This window comes from Tateyamaria sp. syn59 (assembly GCF_007995245.1).
Classification (GTDB): domain Bacteria; phylum Pseudomonadota; class Alphaproteobacteria; order Rhodobacterales; family Rhodobacteraceae; genus Tateyamaria.
Map to the genome: position 1 here is coordinate 210,903 of NZ_VCBA01000003.1, position 18,063 is coordinate 228,965.

Sequence of the window (18,063 nt, forward strand, 5' to 3'; positions counted from 1 at the left end):
GGCGCGTTCGGTTTCACTGCGTGACACGGCCAGATTTGGCCCCTGCCAAAAGGGATGAATGGATGAACAAGGCAATTACTGATGGCGTCCTGCTAATGCCGCCCGCCTTTGCGGAAGGTTTGAATGTCTGGTCGAGCGGCGACGGCACGCCGGGGACAGCGACCTATCAAAACGCGGCCAACGCGGCTTTTGTCCCCGCGGATCAGGATTTCGGCGGTTGCCTTGAGTTGCAGAAGACATCCAACACCACGCGCGTCCGCTACATGGGACAGACGCCGCTGTTGCCGGGCTGCTATTTGCGGGTGACCGCGCGCATCAAGGCGGTCGCTGGCAGCCTGCCGTCGGTGCGCATTGCGGGTTATCCGGCGCGGGCCAGTGGCGAGCCCCTGGCTGGTGTTGACACGGCTGGGGACAGCGTGGCCCTGACCACCTACGGCGAGGTTGTTGAGGTGTCGGCCATCATCGGTGCAGGCAACCGGTCTGGCGTGGACCTCGTCTGGGGGTCACGTGCCGTCTATGGTCACTTTGGCATCGACCTGACCGGGCCGAACGGGGGCATCGTCCGCATTGACGACATCATCATCGAAGACGTCACGTCGGTGTTTTTGCGTGACCTGCTCGCCGTTGTGGATGTGCGCGACTTTGGTGCGCTGGGCGATGGCACGACCGACGACAGCGATGCGTTCGATGCGGCCAATGCCGCTGCCAACGGCCGGACCATCCTGATCCCCGAGGGTGTGTTCCGCCTGGAAAAGGATGTCGCATTCGAAGAGCAGGTGAAGTTCGAGGGCACGATCAGCATGCCCACTGACAAGATGCTGCTCTTGCGCAAAAGCTTTGATCTGCCGACTTACATCGAAGCCTTCGGCGACGAGGTTCTGGCCTTTCAAAAGGCGTTTCAAGCGCTGCTCAACAGTTCGGACCACGAAAGCCTGGACCTGTGCGGGCGCCGTATCGCCGTGTTCGAGCCCATCGACATGCAGGCCGCCGTGCCCAACCGCGATCAGTTCAACACCCGTCGCGTGATCCGCAACGGTCAGTTCGAGGCGCAGGGCGACAACTGGAACACGCAGACCGTCACCAGCCAGGCCACCTATTCGTCGTCCAACGGCCGCACGCTGACCAATGTGACGAACATTGCCAACGTCCCTGTCGGTGCGCATGTGACGGGCAACGGCGTGGGGCGCGAGATTTACGTGCGCAGCAAGAACGTGGGCGCCGGCACCATCGAGCTGAATGCGCCGCCCTTTGATGCGGACGGCACGCAGAACTACACGTTCCGCCGTTTTGATTATCTGATTGATCTGAGCGGCTTTTCCAAGCTGTCGAAGTTCAACATGTCGAACATTGAGTTCCAGTGTAACAACAAGTGCTCGGGCATCATGCTTGCCCCGGCTGGCCCGACCTTTGAGTTGCAGGAGTGTTTTATCAGTCGGCCGAAAGATCGTGGGATTACCTCGATTGGCGGTGGGTGCCAGGGTATTCTGATCGACCGCTGCCAGTTCCTGTCCGCGGAAGAGGCTGAGAACGTGGCGGACCGGACGTCCATCGGGTTCAACGTCAATTCGAACGATGCCAAGATCCGGGATTGCCGCGCAACACAGTTCCGCCATTTCATGCTGCTGGCCGGGCAAAACCACCTGATCAAGGGCAACCACTTTTTCCAGGGCGATGCTGTCGCAGATGGTTTCCGGACCGCCGGGATCGTGCTGCAGGACAACTACACAGCCAGCGTGGTGACCGGAAACTACATCGACAACTGCTTTGTCGAGTGGACAAACGAGCGCGACCCGACGCCGGGCTTTACCAGCGGGTTTTCCTTCAGCTCGTTCAGCCTGACCGACAACGTATTTCTGTCCGGCGATGTGGCGCCCTGGTTCAGCTATTTGGTCGTCAAGCCGCACGGGACCGGGCATTTCCTGAACGGGGTGACCGTGACCGGCAACCGGTTCCGGTCCATCAACGGCAACATCGACCGGGCCGAGCGTGTCGACACCAGTTTCGCCGACCTTGATCACAGCCGGAACCGGTCTGTCTGGTATAAGGGCAATTCGTATCACAATGTGCGCGAGCACGCTGAAAACCCGCTGGTCGTGGCCCACAACCAGGGCACAAACGCACGGACCTGGACGGTCGGTACGGACAAGAAGCTGCCCTTTGAAGGGTTCTGCCAGTTCGTGGATTCCGTCATGCTGACCGGCGATCTGCGCAACAATTCGAACCAGCGCCGCTATGAGACGCCCGTGGGTCGTGGCCGCATCGGGTCCGATGATGACCAGTTCTCGCTTGAGTTCAGCGAGGACATGCGTGGCTCCGTGCGTGCGACGGTTCGGATGGACAAGGACTGATCGCACGCGGTCAGAACGACCGCCACATGCCGAGTTTGAGGGCAAGGATGCCGTCCTTGCCCTCGATCCCGAAGACGAAACTGGGTGCTTTTGGTCGTGGCTGCCAGACCACAGAGGGGGCGAGCGTCGTGCCTGTCTTACCGTTGGTTTCACTGACAAAGACCTGCATCATCACCTTGAATTTGTCGTTGATGCTGAGGCCAAGCGTGGTGTCGAGTTTCAGCGCGTCCTGCCCCTCGTCGAGCGCCCATTCGACCGCGCCATCAATGGCCAGCCAGCCATATCGGTCCCACATCTTGATGCTGCGTCCATAGCTGAGTGCCGTGCGTACAAACGGCTCTGAGGTGTCGTCGAACGTGGCGCCCAGCCCCACTTCGTAGGCGATCTTGTAGTTTCTGTCCCTGAGCGTGATCGGTTTTCGGAAGAACACAAAGCCGCTACCATTGCCTGGGCGACCGTAAGTCATGTCGATATCGACCTTGGCCCCAAGCGTCAGCTTTGGCCGCAGCCCATATTCGAAATAGGCCGAGCCATCGAGCTTCCCGGTTTCCTGATACACTCCACTGTAGGACAGAAAGCCTGTGCGATGCTCCCGCATCCATGCGCCCGCGCTTGCGGGCAACGCGCCGACGATCGCAAGGAGCAAAAAGAGTAGAAACAGGAGGCGAATGGCAGCATCTCCTCAAGCGAAAAATGCGCGATGAGCGTGGCCCCAACATGGTTAACAATTGATTATTCCGGTCCGTTGGTAAGGCGCGTTCCGTTGGTTGCGGATCCGCTTGCCCTCAAAAGGCACATTGGACTGATCGTGCCGGTGGATCGGCCAGCGCATGAGCCCGCGTGATGTCGCGCATCAAGTTGGCACGAGGGGTGCCGCTGCGCCGTCGCAAGACAAAGGGCATGGGCGACTTGTTGGGCAATATTTTCTACTCTTTAGGCGAGACGTCTCATCAGCACCGTCGCGAGCAGGGCGCAGCCACGCGGGGACCACATCGGCTGGTGCCCGTCGGCGGCAAGTTTGATGACTTAATCACCAGCGATGACAATGGCTGCGGTGGCGCAGGTAAAGCTTAAGCCGAACAACATTTGGTGCATATGAAAGCCCTTGAATGAGGGGCTCGCGCTGTGTAGCGCGGCTGTGAAATACGCGCCCATCCTGGCACAATCCGTCCGCATCCGGCAGTTGGGTATTCCTGACGTGTTAAACGATGGGTGTTGCGGTGCAGGCTCGGAACTTCTGTACCTCGGGTGCGGCGCCTGTCAGTGATACGGTCACAGCCGCTGTCTGGGTAAAGGCGGTGGCCGTGGAGTTGAATTCCAACCCGTCGAGCACATTGCCGAACCCCGCATCCGTGACCGTGAGGGTTTGACCGGTGGTGATGTGGCGGGTGGTCGAGATGGTATTTGGTTGTGCCCCGTCAAAGCGGATGGAGAAGGCGGGGGCGCTGGGCCATCCATCGGTGTTGGTCACAGCGATGGCGTAGAGCCGAGTGGCGTGGTCGTAGGTGACAGTGATCTCCGCGGCCTCTTCCTGATGCGAGAGAGTGCAGATAGGCGAGGGGCTGAAATCCCAGGCGTGAGCGGGAGATGCGAGCAAGGCGAAGGCGGTAAGGTAGCGCATGGGTCGGAGATAGGGTGGTCGTGAACCCGGGCCAGTCTTTGGAACGTTTCGCGCGCGAAACGTTTGAGTTTACAGTTGGTTAGGGGGTAGCACATATCGTGCCGGGGACCGATGCTACCGCCAGGTTCGGGTTGCATTCAGGGTACGGTGAGCGCGCGGTGCCTGTCATGTGCTATGATGGGGATCAGGAGATGTGTCATGCTCAGGACCGACCCGGCCACCGACCGCCAGACTGTTATCACCACATTTGATAGCGCGCCCGGCACCTGCGCCGACCTGCTCGACAAGTTGCAGAGGGGCTTATGCCGACTTTATCTCGCACCAGCCGGGGTTCATAGCTGTGGGCCTGCATGGGAACGATGCGCAGACGCGGATCGCCAATTACTCGCAATGGGCGCGGCGCGAGGATTTTCAGGCGATGCTGCGGACGGAGGAAATGCGGGAGCGGAACCGAGAGGTTGCGGGGCTTTGCACGCGGTTTGAGCCGGTGATGTATGAGGTTGCGGGGGTGTTTTGAGGGAGGGTGTAGGGTGGGCTATTTGCCCACCTTCCGACGTGTGATTGGTGGGCAGATTGCCCACCCTACATGGTTCGTTAACCATACCGTCGGATGATCCTGGTCATGTCGAACTACCGCCGGTTCCGCGTGGAGGGGGCCACCTATTTCTTTACCGTCAATCTGGCGCAGCGCGATGGGACGTTGTTGACCGATCACATCGATCATTTGCGGATCGCCTATGCGCAAACCCGCCTCGAACACCCGTTTCGATGTGATGCCATTGTTGTGTTGCCGGATCACCTGCACGCGGTCTGGACACTACCTGCGGGGGATGCGGATTTTTCGGAGCGCTGGCGCAAGATCAAGGCGCGGTTTTCCCGTGCCTTGGGCGGCGATTACATGCGCAGTCCGAGCAAGGTGAACAAGCGTGAGAATGGATTATGGCAGCGCCGATTTTGGGAGCATTGCATTCGGGATGAGGCGGATTTCCGAGCACATGTGGCGTATTGTTGGTCGAACCCGGTGAAGCGTGGGTATGTGGAACGCGCCGTAGATTGGCCATATTCGTCGGTCCATAGGGATGTGCGGTTGGGGCGGGTTGAGCCGGAATGGTGTGGGGCGGTTTTGGAAGGGGCGTACAGGGAGTAGGGTGGGCAATTTGCCCACCGGATTTGGTGGATGTTTGGGTGGTTTGGTGGGCAGATTGCCCACCCTACGATCGAAAAAATATCAAGTGACCTCGGAATTACAAGTGCAGGTCAGTTGAACGGGTCTGTTGATGCGCCGAAAGGATCCTGTTGGTCCGTAAAAGGATCAGAGATGTCAATTGCGTCCCAGCATTCAAATAGACTTAGAATTGCTGCAAACGATCCGCTCAACGAAAAAGTTGCCAAGCGACGTTCAGCATCGTTCAACACAGCCACAGCGTTGCCTCGTTGTAGCTGCTTAAGAAACTCTACTGACTTCTGATTGTCAGTCATTTGGAGGGAAACGCCAAAGTCTTTTGCACTTCCGTCCATCGTCCAACGCGAGTAGTCAATGTCGATCAGAAATCGGACCGGTCTCGGGGACAAAGACCAACGATGATCGAAAACGAAGAGTGTCAAGTTCCCGCTATCATATGCGGTAAGGCTGAACGTCTGGTTCTGGCCATTCGTCGTTCGAGCCGCACACCACAATTGCCCGTCTTGAGTATCATGGGTCAATTCAACGCCCCAAGCTCCCTTCGCGAACAGTGTTTCGCTTGAATAGCGTTCCGCACTAACGTGTTGGGAAAAAGTAAGAAATGATATCAATACTGCAGTAATCTTTGGAAGCATATGTGGAGTATTTCGCGATTCTTCTTATTTGTTAACAAATTTCTCTCACCGCTTCCGCCGCTTCACATTCCCACCCCTTTGACCAGCCCGGCCCGCCGTTGACCGCCCAGATGCCTTCTGCGCATCATCCACGGCCTTTTCCACCGCGTATTGCCGCGCCATGGGATCGTCGGCAATCGCCAGGTCCACTGTTTCCAGCCGTTTGACCTCGTCCCGCAGGCGTGCGGCTTCCTCGAACTCCAGGTTTTCTGCCGCCTTGCGCATGTCGGCGCGCAGACCGTCGAGGACGGCTTGCAGGTTGCCACCGGCCATGGGCGCGTCGATCTTGGCCGTCACGCGGCTTTGGTCGGTGTCGCCCTGGTAGAGGCCCGCAAGTACATCCTCGACGTTCTTTTTCACCGTCTCGGGCGTGATCCCGTGTTCTTCGTTATAAGCGATCTGCTTGGCGCGGCGGCGATTGGTTTCGGCGAGCGCGCGCTCCATCGAGCCGGTGATCTTGTCGGCGTACATGATCACGCGACCATCGGCGTTCCGCGCGGCGCGGCCGATGGTTTGGACGAGGGACGTCTCGGAGCGCAGGAACCCTTCCTTGTCTGCGTCGAGGATGGCGACGAGACCGCATTCGGGGATGTCGAGCCCCTCGCGCAGCAGGTTGATCCCGATAAGCACGTCGAAGGCGCCCAAGCGCAGGTCGCGCAGGATTTCGATGCGTTCCAGCGTGTCGATGTCGGAGTGCATGTAGCGGACGCGGATGCCCTGTTCGTGCATGTATTCCGTCAGATCTTCGGCCATGCGCTTGGTCAGCGTGGTACAGAGGGTGCGGTAGTCGTTGGCGGCGACTTTGCGGACTTCGTCCAGCAGATCGTCGACCTGCATCTCAACCGGGCGGATTTCGACCTCGGGGTCTAGCAGGCCGGTGGGCCGGATGACCTGTTCGGTGAACACGCCGCCGGTCTGCTCGATTTCCCACGTGGCAGGTGTGGCCGAGACAAAGACAGATTGGGGGCGCATGGCGTCCCATTCCTCGAATTTGAGGGGGCGGTTGTCCATGCAGGAGGGCAGGCGGAAGCCGTGTTCGGCCAGTGTGAACTTGCGCCGGTAGTCGCCCTTGTACATGCCGCCGATCTGGGGGACGGAGACGTGGCTTTCGTCCGCAAAGACGATGGCGTTGTCGGGGATGAATTCGAACAGCGTGGGGGGCGGTTCACCCGGTGCGCGGCCCGTGAGGTAGCGCGAGTAGTTTTCGATCCCGTTGCAAACGCCAGTGGCTTCGAGCATTTCAAGATCGAAGTTTGTGCGCTGCTCGAGCCGTTGGGCTTCGAGCAGCTTGCCCTCGCCCACCAGTTGGTCGAGCCGGATCTTGAGTTCCTTTTTGATGCCGATGATGGCCTGGTTCATCGTTGGCTTTGGCGTGACGTAGTGCGAGTTCGCGTAGACGCGGATATGTTCAAGCGATGCTGCCTTTTCACCGGTCAGGGGGTCGAATTCGGTGATGGCTTCGAGTTCTTCGCCGAAGAAAGACAACTTCCATGCGCGGTCTTCGAGGTGGGCGGGGAAGATCTCAAGCGAGTCGCCGCGCACGCGGAAGCTGCCCCGCTGAAAGGCCTGGTCGTTGCGGCGATATTGCTGGGCGACGAGGTCGGCCATGACCTGGCGCTGGTCGTATTCCTTGCCGACCTTGAGGTCCTGGGTCATGGCTCCATAGGTTTCGACCGACCCGATGCCGTAGATGCAGGAGACGGAGGCGACGATAATCACGTCATCCCGTTCCAGCAGTGCCCGCGTGGCCGAGTGGCGCATGCGGTCGATCTGTTCGTTGATCTGACTTTCTTTCTCGATGTACGTGTCGCTGCGCGGAACGTAGGCTTCGGGCTGGTAGTAGTCGTAGTAGCTCACGAAGTATTCGACGGCGTTGTCGGGGAAGAACCCTTTGAACTCGCCATAGAGCTGGGCCGCGAGGGTTTTGTTGGGGGCGAGGATGATGGCCGGGCGCTGGGTTTCCTCGATCACCTTGGCCATGGTGTAGGTTTTGCCGGTGCCCGTCGCGCCCAGCAGCACTTGGTCGCGGTCGCCGTCCAGAACCCCTTGGGACAGTTCCTTGATCGCGGTGGGCTGGTCGCCTGCGGGTTTGAACTCGGTGTTCATCACCAGCGCTTTGCCGCCTTCGAGTTTCAGGCGGGTGCGGACGTCCTCGGCCGGGTTGGCGAGGTAGGTGGTGGGTTCGGAGGAATCGGTGTGTGCGTAGGCCATGCACGTAATCTGGCGCAAAGGGGTCGGGGCGCAAGTGGGTGCGGCGCTTTGCTGTCAGGAATTGGCAGGAGCATGCAGCGGCATTGGATCGTCCACCCCTTTGAGTGTTTCGGTGCTGACGTGTCGCGTGGGCATGCCGGTCAGGTGTGCGGCTGTGTCTGAGAGCAGGACGGGTTCGTTGAGGCGGCCGCAGAACGCTTCAACACGGCTGGCGATATTGACGGACTGGCCCAGCACGGTGAAGTCCAGTCGTTCGCGCGCGCCGACATTGCCGTAGAGCAGTTTGCCGAAGTGGATGCCAGTGCCGAAGGGGACGGGCAGGTCGGCGAGGGCGGCGATGCCGAGTGCCGCGTGGGCTGCGCTGAGGGCCTGGCGGCAGGCCTCAACCTGTCCTGCCTCGCTGCCGTCGGAGGGGAAGAGGGCCAGCACGCCGTCTCCGGTGAATTTCAGGATCTCGCCGCCATTGTTGTCGATGGCGTCCGACATGACCTCGAAATAGCGGTTGGCGACGTCGAGCACGTGCTCGGCAGACTGCGAGGCGTTGAGGGCGGTCCAGCCGCGGATATCGGAAAAAAGGATGGCCGCCTCGATTTGCGAGATGTCGCCGCGGGTCATCTCACCGTCGAGCACCCGTTGTCCGGTCCGGGGCCCGAGGTAGCTGGTCGCGATGGCGGTGGCGAGGTGGTCGTGGCGGCGCGCTTCGACGATGGGGGCCAGCACTTCGGACAGCGTGTCGAGCAGCGTGAGATCGTCGGCGCTAAACTCGGCCCCATCGGCCACGAAGATGATCATGCCGAAGCTGCCCGTGGCAAAGTGCATCGGGCGTCCATACCAGTCGGCCGCCCCGCGTGCCTTAAGCTCGTGCAGGATCAGGTGGTCGTCCGGGCCGAGCGTGTTGTCGAGCCGTCGGCGGTAGGGGGCCTGGCTGGTCGAGATTTTCTCCATCGGACTGCCGATATAGGTTGAGCGACTTTCGATGCCGTGGGGTGCGCGTAGCTGGGCCTTGTCTTCGGCGTCGTTGCCGCCGGGATCCCAGATGTAGCTGACGGCTGCGATCAGCGGATGGGTTGTGCGCATGCCCACGCGCAGCCGCATCAGCGGAATGCCCGCGGCACGCAGTTTCGGCCCCAATTCGTCTGTGAGGATCTGGAGGCCCTGGTGGCGTCCGGTCTTGAGGATCCAGTCAATGAAAGGGGCCGGGTCGTGCATGGTTTAGATATGATCCTGATTGTATCTGAGACAATTCGCATCTTGCAGCGGTGCGCGGAATTCCCGATATGTTTCGCAGCTGCATCAGGAGCCATGGAATGCGCGCACGTATCTATCAGCCTGCCAAGACGGCCATGTCGTCGGGCACCGCCAAAACCAAGCATTGGGTGCTGGAATTTGCGCCGTCCTCGGCCCGGTCGGTGGACCCGCTGATGGGCTGGACGTCGTCGTCCGACACGCAGGCGCAGGTGAAAATGACCTTCGACACCAAGGAGGCCGCGCTCGACTATGCCAAGGAGCATGGCATCGACGCGCAGGTGCAAGAGCCGAACAAGCGCAAGGCCAACATCCGGCCCGGCGGTTATGGCGACAACTTTGCCACCAATCGGCGCGGGGCATGGACGCACTAAGCGTCACCCCCGACACACCGGCCACGCCGGATGTGCAAGCGCTGCTGGGGCGGCATTTCGAATTGATGCGGTCGCAGTCGCCAGCCGAAAGCTGCCATGTGATGGAGCCGGACACCCTGCTTGAGGCGGGCGCGACACTCTATGCCGCGCGTGATGGTGATACGGTTTTGGGTGTGGGCGCGTTGACCGCGATTGCGCCCGGTCATGGTGAATTGAAGTCGATGCACACCGCTGCCGAGGCGCGTGGGCGCGGCGTTGCGCGGGCTATCCTCGCCGCGCTTCTGGAGGCGGCACGTGCGCAGGGGATGGAGCGTGTCAGCCTTGAGACAGGATCGGCCGAGGTGTTCGCCCCGGCGCGCGCCCTTTATGCAGCGCACGGGTTCCGGGAGTGTCCTCCCTTTGGCGACTACGTGCTGGACCCGCTGAGCGTTTTCATGACCCGCACGCTCTGAGTGCTTGCCCTGCGTGGCGCACTGCGGCATGACAGGCGCAGCGGTCCCTTAGCTCAACTGGATAGAGCAGCTGACTTCTAATCAGCAGGTTGAGGGTTCGAGTCCTTCAGGGATCGCCACGGGTTTTCACATGAATTGACGGGCTTGCCTGCCAGACATAGCACTGTCTGGGTCAAGGGTGGTGGAGAAGGCACATGTCGAAAGAATTGGTTGCCGGGTTTTGGGACGCGATGGCGTCCAATGATTTCACCTATGCCAGCACGTGGCTTCATCCCGCGTTCGAGTATTACATGCCGCAGACCGGCGAGTATTTGAAAGGCCGGGATGATTTTGCGGCACTCAATGCGGCGTACCCGGCGGAGGGCAAATGGGAATTCACCGTACGCTCCATTGTTGGCGATGGTGACACGGTTGTGTCTGATGTCGAGGTGACGGATGGCAGCGTGACGGCCCGCGCGGTTACCTTTCACACGGTCAAGGACGCTCTGATCTGGCGGCAAAAGGAGTTTTGGCCGGACCCGTACCCCGCGCCCGGCTGGCGCGCGGCGTGGCGTCAGATCATGGACGCGCCACCGTTTTAGGCGGGTCCACGTCCTGAGCGAGATCTGCTGCGTGTCAGCCGAAGACCAGCCCGCCGTCCACGATCAGGTTTTGACCCGTCACCGCGCGCGCCCATGGGCTGGCGAAGAACAGGACCGCATCAGCCGCCTCTTCGGGCGTGGTGACGGACCGCAGTGGCGTGCTGCCTGCGATCAGGTCGAAGACGGCGTCGGGCGTGGCCGCACTTGCGTCCGTGGTGCGCAAGAGACCGCCCGAGACCATGTTGACCGTGATCCCTTTCGGGCCAAGCTCGGCGGCTGCTGTGCGGGTGAGGGCCATGAGTGCGGCCTTGGCGGAGGTGTAGTCGTGGTAGGGCACGACCGGGTTTTGGACGAGGTTTGTTCCGATGGTGATGATCCGGCCGAAACCTGCGCTTTGCATCGCGGGGGTGGTTGCCTTGATCACGTTCAGGGCGCCCAGCACGGCGGTGTCGTGCTGCGCCCGGAGCGCGTCGGCGGACAGCGTCTCCAAGGTGTCGCGGGCGTCGCCGTTGAAGCTGTAATCGGCCAGCGCGTTGTGGACGACCGTTGTGATGGGGCCAAAGTTGTCCCTAGCGGTGTCGATCATGGCGGTGACCTGATCCGCGTCGCGGATGTCGGCCTGGATGGCGACGGTGCGGTCGCCCAGCTGGGTGGCAAGCGCTTCGGCCTGTGCCTTGCTGTTGCGGTAGTTGATCACCACCTGCGCGCCTTCGCGGGCAAAGGCTGTGGCGATGGCGGCGCCAAACCCGCGGCCTGCGCCGGTGACGAGGACGGTTTGTTGGTCGAGAGGGAGGGTCATGCGTGGTCTTTCTAGAGGTCGAAGAAGTGGTGGACGGGTCCGTGACCGGTGCCGACCGACAAGGTGTCTGCGGCAGCGATGGCGCCGGTGACGTACGCTTTGGCGGCGGCCACGGCGTCTGGCAGGCGGTCGCCCCGCGCCACGCGCGCGGCGAGGGCGGAGGACAGGGTGCAGCCGGTGCCGTGGGTGTTCTTGCCCGGTGTGCGGGGGCTGTCGAACCAGTGCAGCGCATCCTCTGCGCACAGCACGTCGGGGCTGTCCGTGCCGTCGAGATGCCCGCCTTTGATCAGGACGGCCCCTGGCCCAAGGTGTGTCAGGGCGCGGGCCTGCGCGGCCATTTCATCGCGGTTCGTGGCGACCGGCTGGTCCAGCAGGTGGGCCGCTTCGGGCAGGTTCGGGGTGAGCAGTGTGGCGCGCGGCACCAGCCGGGTGCGCAGCGTCTCCATGGCATCGTGCTGCAAGAGCGGCGCGCCGCCCTTGGCGATCATCACCGGGTCGAGAATGGCGGGGATGCCGGGGTGCTTTTGCAACAGATCCGCCACGGCGCCCGCAATCTCGGCATTGGCGATCATGCCGATCTTGATCGCGTCGACGCGGATATCGGCGAGGACAGCCTCGATCTGCGCGGTCACGAAGGCGGGCGGGATGGCTTGCACGCCGGTCACGCCTTGGGTGTTTTGCGCGGTGAGGGCAGTGAGTGCGGCCATGCCGTAGGTTCCGTTGGCGGCAAAGGTCTTGAGGTCGGCCTGGATGCCAGCGCCGCCAGAGGGGTCGGAGCCTGCGATGGACAGGACGTTGGGGATCATGGTGTTTCCTCCAGTTCGGTGCGCAGGGCACGGGCGGCTGCAAAGGGGTCGGGTTGGCCGCAGATGGCGGAGACAACGGCGATGCCGTCGCAGCCTGCGGCAAGGGTTCGGGCGGCGTGGCCCTGTTTCAGTCCGCCGATGGCGACCGTGGGGCAGGGCGCGAGGGCGGCGAGTTCGGCCAGCCCGTCGAAGCCGATGGCAGGTTTGTGGTCGGATTTGGTGTCGGTCGGGAACACGGTGCCGAGGCCGAGGTAGTCGACGATGTCGGGGTCAGCGGCGCGCACGTGCTCGGGCGTGTCGCATGACAGGCCGATGATCTTGTCCGGCCCGAGCCGCGCGCGGGCGTCGGCTGCAGAGATGTCGCCCTGCCCGATATGCACGCCGTCGACATCTGCCACGATGGCAGCCTCAAGATCGTCGTTGATGACCAGCGGGACGGGTGTGTCCCTCAGAGCGTGCTTGAGCGCGCGGGCGAGGGCGATGCGGTCGGATGTGGTTGCGTCCTTGTCCCGGAGCTGAACAAAGCTGACCCCACCGCGCACCGCTTCGGTGACCGTCTCGACGAGGCCGTGATGGGCGCAAAGCGCGCGGTCGGTGACGAGGTAGAGCCTGAGCGCGTGGGGATCTAGGCCCATGTCACGCGCCCTTCGTCCAGATCGCCGGGCTGGATGTTGTGCAGATGATCAAGGAAGTGGACCGAGAAGCTGCCGGGACCGGATGCGGCCTTGCCCGCCGCTTCCCCGGCTTCGGCAAAGTGGGTCAGGGCCGCCACGGTGGCCTCAAGCGGGGAAGTCACGGCAGCGTAGGCGCCGGTGAGCGCGGTCAGGGAGCAGCCCAGGGCCGTGATCTTGGGCATGGTCGCGTCGCCGCCCGCAATCTCTGCCTGTCGGCTGCCGTCGGTGACGAAGTCCCGCGCGCCCGTGACAGCAACGACGCACCCGTGAGTGGTGGCAAGCGTGATTGCGCTGTTTTTGGCGGCGGCGACCTCGTCCCCGCTGTCGGCCCCTTTGCCTGCGCCGCCTGTCCCCGCAAGCGCCATGATCTCGGACGCATTGCCGCGCAGGATTGTCGGATTGAGCGCCATAAGCTGCTGCGCGGCCTCGCGGCGGTAAGGGGTGATGAAATGGGCGACCGGGTCCAGCACCCAGGGCACGGATGCGGCGTTTGCAGCCTCGGCCGCCTTCAGCATTGCGGCCAGCCAGTGGGGCGAAAAGGTGCCGATGTTAATGGTCAGGGCGCCAGAGATGGGCGTGAAATCCTCGACCTCTTCCACCGCGTGCAGCATGGCAGGCGACGCACCTGCAGCCAGCACCACGTTGGCGGCGATGTTCATCGCCACGTAGTTGGTTATGCAGTGCACGAGGGGGGCCTGCTGGCGCAGGGCGTCGAGGGCGGAATTGGGTGTCATTGCATCAGTCCACTTCTTCGGGCGGACAGGACGCACCGGGACTAAGCGCTCCGGTTCAACCTCCCTCCGCCAGCATTATCTGGTTCAGGTTCGAAGGGTACGTCTCAGCCTTGCGGCGCCCCTGGCTATGCGCAAGACATAGGGGGAATGTGGCCGGTGTCCAAGTGGCAAAATGCCGGACGGGTCAGAGGCCGTCTCGTGCGATGCGCGTGGCCAGCTCAACAAGCAATTGCGCGCGCGCCTGGGCGACTGAGGCAGGCGTGCCATCGGCCACGGGCGTGGACAGCTCAAACAGATGCGCGTGATCGCGGCCACGCCCATCGAGGTCCACGACATAGTACTGCCCCGACATACGCAGCCGGTCGGCCACGATGTTCAGATCCTCAACGCGGACCTCGACCCGACCGGATGCAAAACCGTCAAAGGGCCAGGGTTCGGACGCCACGCGCCGCCCGGTGATCTCGGCCAGATGGCGGGTCAGGGCGAGGGTCATGGCGCGCGTTGGCTCGTCTGCCCAGAGCGTGTCGGAGAGGACCAGCAGGTCGCCGTCATTGGCCGTGATCTCGTCCCGTGCGGCATAGGCGGGCAGTGAGATGTCGGCCACCTCGATGCTGGCAAAGCGGGACGGGATTCGTTCCTGCGCGACCAGCTTGGGGGAGGCCACGAACTGATCCGGTGTGCCGCAGGCCCACACGAGGCTGAGAGCGAGAAGGGCAAGGGCGTGGCGCATGGGTTACCGTCCGAGGATCAGGGAATTGGGATTGCGTTGAATGGTGCGGGCCAGGTCGGTCAGCGCCTTGGCGGCGCGTTCAATCTCGTTCAGCGCCCGCAGTGTTTCGCGCGAGAAGGCGGAGCCTTCCTCGTAGCCGCGCAGGGTGCCTTGGGCCTGTGCCAGTGTGGTGTTCAGGCGGTTGGCAAGTGCGGGCAACTCGTCGGCGGCTGTCTCAATGGCGGCAGCGGCCTCGCGCGCGGATGACATTGTGGCGTTGGCGCTGTCGATCAGCCCACCGGCGCGCAACTCGGCCAGCGCGGCTTCGGCCTCGGCCAGGGCACCGGCCAGTGCGTCGGGCAGATCGGCGTCGCTGGCATCGCCAAAGAGCCGGCTGGCGGTGGCCAGCACGGCCTCAAGCTCGGTCGCGAGCGTGTCCAGCTCGACCTCCTCCGCACCGGCGGCGATCCGGTCGAGCCGCTCGACCACCGAGGGCAGGCCCGCGACCGCCTCTTCGACGGCGGTGGCGGCGGCGCTGGCATCGGTCAGCGCGGCGGAAAGCTGGTCGGCGGTGTTGGCCTCGGTGATGTCGTTCAGCACGCCCGACAACTCGTCAAAGGCCTGCACCACCGCGCCGGGTGCAGCGCGGATGTCGTCGGAACTGAGCAGGATTTGCGCCTCGCGGGCGAAGTCGGTGGCTTGTGTGATGAGCGCGTCGAGCGGCAGGGCGTTGGCGCCGTCGATGAAGGTTGCGATCCGTTCGGTCAGGTCCGGCAGGTCATCAAGGGCCGTCTCGGCGCTGGCGGCGGCCAGGCCCACCTGATCAACGGCGGCCAGCAACCGGTCCACGGCCTGCGCGTCGCGCACATCGGCCAGCAGGCCGCGGACATCGGCGCTGGCAGCCTGCAGGTCGGTCATCAGCACCCGCAGATCTTCGGGCAGGGCCTGCACCTCGTCCGAGCCGATCACGCCGCGCGCGTCGGACAGAAGGCCCAGGATTTCGCCCGGTGTCTCGCGGATTTCATCGCTGGCGACGAGCGCGGCGGCGTTGTCCAGAAAGCGGATCGCGCTGTCGAGCAGCTCTTCGACCGGCAGGGCGTTGACCCGCTCAAGCACGCCTTCGGCGGACAGGGCCACGTCAGATACTTCGCTGTCGGTGACGGGGAAGAGGGGGAACGGGTCGCCCTCGCGGTTGATGGTGGCGGACGGGGCGTCGGGGTCGGTGATCAGCTCGACCTTGAGGCCACCAGCCAGAAGCGACGCGTTCACCAGCCGGGCCCGCAGACCCTCGACCACCCGTTCATCGAGAAAATCGATGGCTTCGCTGCGGCTGAGATTGGCGTCGATGCCCAGGCGGGCGGTGTTGATCTCGACCGTGGACAGCAGTCGGACCCGAGAGTCGCCGAAGCGGTCCGGGTCCACGATGCCCGACACGTTGGCCACCCGCCCGATGCGCAGGCCGCGCCATTCCACGGCGGCGTCTGCCGTCAGCCCGCTGACGTTGTCGTCAAAGATGAGGGTGAGGCGCACCACCGCGCCGCTGCTGCCTTCGAACACCGAATTGCGTGCGGCGGCTTCGTTCGGGTGCACTTCGTAGACGAGCCCGGCGCGCAGGGGCTCACCCCCCGACACCAGTGTGCCAAAGGTGATGCCGCCGGAGATCAGCGAGGCCACCGAGGAGAAGTCGAGCGATGCGCCCGAGGGCCCGACCGACAGGCTGAAGCCCGACGTGTCCCAGAAGCGTGTCGCGGTCGTGACCAGCTGGTCATGCGGTTCATAGAGTATGGCAGGCGCTGACACCCACTGCCCGTTGACAGAAATCGTGGGCTCGCCGAGACGACCCACCTCGATCCCCTTGAACAGGATGGGCGTGTTCGCCGACAGGCCCGCCGCGCGGGTCGAGCGCAGTTCGATCACCGTGCCGCGCTTGAAGGTGGTGATCAGGGGCGCGCGGTCATTGGCCTCGTGCAGACTTGCGAGACCGCCCGGCACCGTGTCCCATGTGCCTTCGATGTAGACGCCGGACAGCACCGTCTCGAGCCCGCTCACACCGCTGGTCGTGACCTGGGGACGGACGATCCAGAACGCCGCCTCTGCATCCACGAAAGGGGCGACGGTCTTGTCCAGCCGGACGTCGACCAGCACGCGCGACAGGTCGTCGTTGAACTGCACATCTTCGACAATGCCCACGGCCACGTTGCGAAAGCGCAGCTCGGTCTCGTTCGGCAGGATGCCTGCCGCGTCGTCAAAAACGATCTGCACCAGCGGACCCTGGTCGTTATAGGCCTGCAGGGCGACCCAGACGGCTGTGAGGACCGCTGCGATTGGCACGAGCCAGACCCAGTGCGCCCCGGCAAACAGACCACGGCGGTCCTGTCCGGTTTGGGGAATGTCGGGGATGTCTGAACTCACGCGGGGTCTTTCGTGTCTTGGGTCTCAATCCGGTCCCAGATCAGTCGCGGGTCCAGGCTTTGTGCCGACAGCATGGTGAAAATCACCGAAAGTGCAAATGTCAGCGCCGCAATGCCCGGTGTGATCGAGGCTGCGACGTTCAATTGCACCAAGGAGCACAGGATGGCCACGACAAAGACGTCGATCATCGACCAACGTCCGATATATTCGACCACTTCGTAGAGGATGTACTGCCGTCCCGGCGGCCATCGGGCGCCGCGCCGGACAGCCAGCGCGAGATAGGCGATGGCAAAGAACTTGCCCAGGGGGATGACCACGGATGCAATGAGGATGATGGCCGCGATGCCGAAGGCGCCATGTGCGGCGAGATCAAGGGCGCCCGCGATGATCGTGTCCTCCGACGTGTGAAAGAGCGTGCGCGTCGTGAGCATCGGGTAAAGGTTCGCGGGGATGTAGGCGATGATGCCCGCGATCCACCAGGCCCAGACCTTCTGCAGGCTTTGGGTGTCGCGGGACTGCAGCGCGTTGCCACACACCTCGCAATGGGTGTGATCCGCTGGCCAGACCCGCGCGCATTCGCGGCAGGCCACCAGCCCCTTGTCACGTGCGGTGACCGTCACCGGTCCAGTGCCTTCCACACCGACCAGCGGCACATGACCATGTTCTGCACCGCCATCAGCACCACGACCGCGACGAACATCCAGAAGGCAGGCCCAATCTCGACCCGTGCAAGGTCTGTCAGTTTGATCAGCGATACGGCACAGCCGACGACAAAGATCTCGGCCATGGACCATGGGCGCATCGCCTCGCTGAACCGGAACGCGCGCTTGGCGCCGGGCCAGGGTTTGCGGTCCAGCACCAGCGGGGTCAGGGTGTAGATGGTCAACACCAGCCGCGTCAGCGGCAGCGCGATGATCAGCGCGATCACGGCCAGCGACAGGCCAAAGAGCGGCCCGCCGTAAAAGGCCAGTGCGGCATCGACAATGGTGGCCGCATTGCTGAAGCCCAGCCGCCGGATCTCGATAAAGGGCAGGAACAGGGCCGCGATGACCAGAACGGCCGAGGCAAAGGCGGTCGTGATGATCACCAGCCCGGCGTCCCGCCTGCGGGTGTAAAGGCGTGTGTGGCACCGCTCGCACCTGGCCCGGTCGCCCTTGTTCACAACTCCGACACGGTAGAGCGCGTCGCATTTCGGGCACGCGATCAAGGTGTCGAGGTCAGGGTCCGCCGTGTCTTTCAT

19 protein-coding genes, 1 tRNA gene, 1 pseudogene and 1 riboswitch are annotated in these 18,063 nt (G+C 63.0%); of the genes and pseudogenes, 8 read left to right on the forward strand and 13 right to left on the reverse strand.

Features of this window, described 5'->3' with window-relative positions:
- The first annotated feature begins 62 nt into the window (after positions 1 to 62).
- Positions 63 to 2,348 carry a glycosyl hydrolase family 28-related protein gene (locus tag FD715_RS07080; protein WP_147107297.1) on the forward strand — a complete coding sequence of 762 codons (2,286 nt, stop codon included), beginning with the start codon at positions 63 to 65 and terminating at the stop codon, positions 2,346 to 2,348.
- A 10-nt stretch (positions 2,349 to 2,358) separates the two neighbouring features.
- On the opposite strand, the gene FD715_RS07085 is transcribed toward FD715_RS07080, so the two are convergent.
- The gene (locus FD715_RS07085; protein WP_147107301.1) at positions 2,359 to 2,946 is read right to left on the reverse strand and encodes a hypothetical protein; all 588 of its coding nucleotides are present in this window, start codon (positions 2,944 to 2,946) and stop codon (positions 2,359 to 2,361) included.
- 245 nt (positions 2,947 to 3,191) lie between these two features.
- On the opposite strand from FD715_RS07085, the gene FD715_RS07090 reads away from it, so the two are divergent.
- On the forward strand, positions 3,192 to 3,422 hold the full coding sequence (locus FD715_RS07090) for a hypothetical protein (protein WP_147107304.1): 231 nt from the start codon (positions 3,192 to 3,194) through the stop codon (positions 3,420 to 3,422).
- Positions 3,423 to 3,549: 127 nt separating this feature from the next.
- Here the strand turns inward: FD715_RS07090 and FD715_RS07095 are convergent, their stop codons facing one another.
- Positions 3,550 to 3,969: a hypothetical protein gene (locus FD715_RS07095; RefSeq protein WP_147107307.1), complete on the reverse strand. Its 420-nt coding sequence runs from the start codon at positions 3,967 to 3,969 to the stop codon at positions 3,550 to 3,552.
- 198 nt (positions 3,970 to 4,167) lie between these two features.
- Between FD715_RS07095 and FD715_RS07100 the strand changes: the two are divergent.
- Positions 4,168 to 4,486 (forward strand): annotated as a pseudogene (locus tag FD715_RS07100) (antibiotic biosynthesis monooxygenase).
- Positions 4,487 to 4,579: 93 nt separating this feature from the next.
- A complete protein-coding gene (locus FD715_RS07105; RefSeq protein WP_223274762.1) occupies positions 4,580 to 5,116 on the forward strand; it encodes a transposase in 537 nt (178 codons plus the stop codon).
- A gap of 110 nt (positions 5,117 to 5,226) precedes the next feature.
- On the opposite strand, the gene FD715_RS22755 is transcribed toward FD715_RS07105, so the two are convergent.
- The 3 genes from FD715_RS22755 to FD715_RS07120 all read right to left on the reverse strand — a co-directional run bounded on the left by FD715_RS22755 (position 5,227) and on the right by FD715_RS07120 (position 9,246).
- Complete coding sequence (locus FD715_RS22755) at positions 5,227 to 5,487, reverse strand: hypothetical protein (RefSeq protein ID WP_223274763.1); 261 nt, start codon at positions 5,485 to 5,487, stop codon at positions 5,227 to 5,229.
- Between the two features lie 345 nt (positions 5,488 to 5,832).
- Positions 5,833 to 8,037 carry an excinuclease ABC subunit UvrB gene (uvrB, locus tag FD715_RS07115; RefSeq protein ID WP_147107312.1) on the reverse strand — a complete coding sequence of 735 codons (2,205 nt, stop codon included), beginning with the start codon at positions 8,035 to 8,037 and terminating at the stop codon, positions 5,833 to 5,835.
- Between the two features lie 54 nt (positions 8,038 to 8,091).
- Positions 8,092 to 9,246, reverse strand: a complete 1,155-nt coding sequence (locus FD715_RS07120) for an adenylate/guanylate cyclase domain-containing protein (RefSeq protein WP_147107315.1) — start codon at positions 9,244 to 9,246, stop codon at positions 8,092 to 8,094.
- 98 nt (positions 9,247 to 9,344) lie between these two features.
- Between FD715_RS07120 and FD715_RS07125 the strand changes: the two genes are divergently transcribed.
- The 4 genes from FD715_RS07125 to FD715_RS07140 all read left to right on the forward strand — a co-directional run bounded on the left by FD715_RS07125 (position 9,345) and on the right by FD715_RS07140 (position 10,689).
- A complete protein-coding gene (locus FD715_RS07125; RefSeq protein WP_147107317.1) occupies positions 9,345 to 9,656 on the forward strand; it encodes an ETC complex I subunit in 312 nt (103 codons plus the stop codon).
- Positions 9,644 to 10,108 (forward strand): GNAT family N-acetyltransferase, encoded by a 465-nt coding sequence (locus FD715_RS07130; RefSeq protein ID WP_147107320.1) that lies wholly within the window; start codon positions 9,644 to 9,646, stop codon positions 10,106 to 10,108. Before FD715_RS07125 ends, FD715_RS07130 begins: the two co-directional genes overlap by 13 nt.
- 42 nt (positions 10,109 to 10,150) lie before the next feature.
- Positions 10,151 to 10,227, forward strand: a tRNA-Arg gene (locus FD715_RS07135).
- 75 nt (positions 10,228 to 10,302) lie between these two features.
- Positions 10,303 to 10,689: a nuclear transport factor 2 family protein gene (locus FD715_RS07140; protein ID WP_147107322.1), complete on the forward strand. Its 387-nt coding sequence runs from the start codon at positions 10,303 to 10,305 to the stop codon at positions 10,687 to 10,689.
- A gap of 34 nt (positions 10,690 to 10,723) precedes the next feature.
- Here the strand turns inward: FD715_RS07140 and FD715_RS07145 are convergent, their stop codons facing one another.
- The 8 genes from FD715_RS07145 to FD715_RS22760 form a co-directional block, all read right to left on the reverse strand.
- Entirely contained in the window at positions 10,724 to 11,488 is a 765-nt protein-coding gene (locus FD715_RS07145; RefSeq protein ID WP_147107325.1) for a 3-oxoacyl-ACP reductase, read from the reverse strand.
- A gap of 11 nt (positions 11,489 to 11,499) precedes the next feature.
- Positions 11,500 to 12,294 (reverse strand): bifunctional hydroxymethylpyrimidine kinase/phosphomethylpyrimidine kinase, encoded by a 795-nt coding sequence (gene thiD, locus FD715_RS07150; RefSeq protein WP_147107328.1) that lies wholly within the window; start codon positions 12,292 to 12,294, stop codon positions 11,500 to 11,502.
- Entirely contained in the window at positions 12,291 to 12,929 is a 639-nt protein-coding gene (thiE, locus tag FD715_RS07155) for a thiamine phosphate synthase (RefSeq protein ID WP_147107331.1), read from the reverse strand. Before thiE ends, thiD begins: the two co-directional genes overlap by 4 nt.
- Positions 12,920 to 13,702 (reverse strand): hydroxyethylthiazole kinase, encoded by a 783-nt coding sequence (gene thiM / locus FD715_RS07160; RefSeq protein ID WP_147107334.1) that lies wholly within the window; start codon positions 13,700 to 13,702, stop codon positions 12,920 to 12,922. The genes thiE and thiM overlap by 10 nt, the downstream gene beginning before the upstream one ends.
- A 44-nt stretch (positions 13,703 to 13,746) precedes the next feature.
- Positions 13,747 to 13,835: riboswitch (TPP riboswitch) on the reverse strand.
- A 51-nt stretch (positions 13,836 to 13,886) separates the two neighbouring features.
- Positions 13,887 to 14,432 (reverse strand): membrane integrity-associated transporter subunit PqiC, encoded by a 546-nt coding sequence (locus FD715_RS07165; RefSeq protein ID WP_147107337.1) that lies wholly within the window; start codon positions 14,430 to 14,432, stop codon positions 13,887 to 13,889.
- 3 nt (positions 14,433 to 14,435) lie between these two features.
- Positions 14,436 to 16,823, reverse strand: a complete 2,388-nt coding sequence (locus FD715_RS07170) for an intermembrane transport protein PqiB (protein WP_147107340.1) — start codon at positions 16,821 to 16,823, stop codon at positions 14,436 to 14,438.
- On the reverse strand, positions 16,820 to 17,443 hold the full coding sequence (locus tag FD715_RS07175; protein WP_223274764.1) for a paraquat-inducible protein A: 624 nt from the start codon (positions 17,441 to 17,443) through the stop codon (positions 16,820 to 16,822). The genes FD715_RS07170 and FD715_RS07175 overlap by 4 nt, the downstream gene beginning before the upstream one ends.
- Positions 17,440 to 18,063 (reverse strand): paraquat-inducible protein A, encoded by a 624-nt coding sequence (locus FD715_RS22760; RefSeq protein ID WP_147107343.1) that lies wholly within the window; start codon positions 18,061 to 18,063, stop codon positions 17,440 to 17,442. The genes FD715_RS07175 and FD715_RS22760 overlap by 4 nt, the downstream gene beginning before the upstream one ends.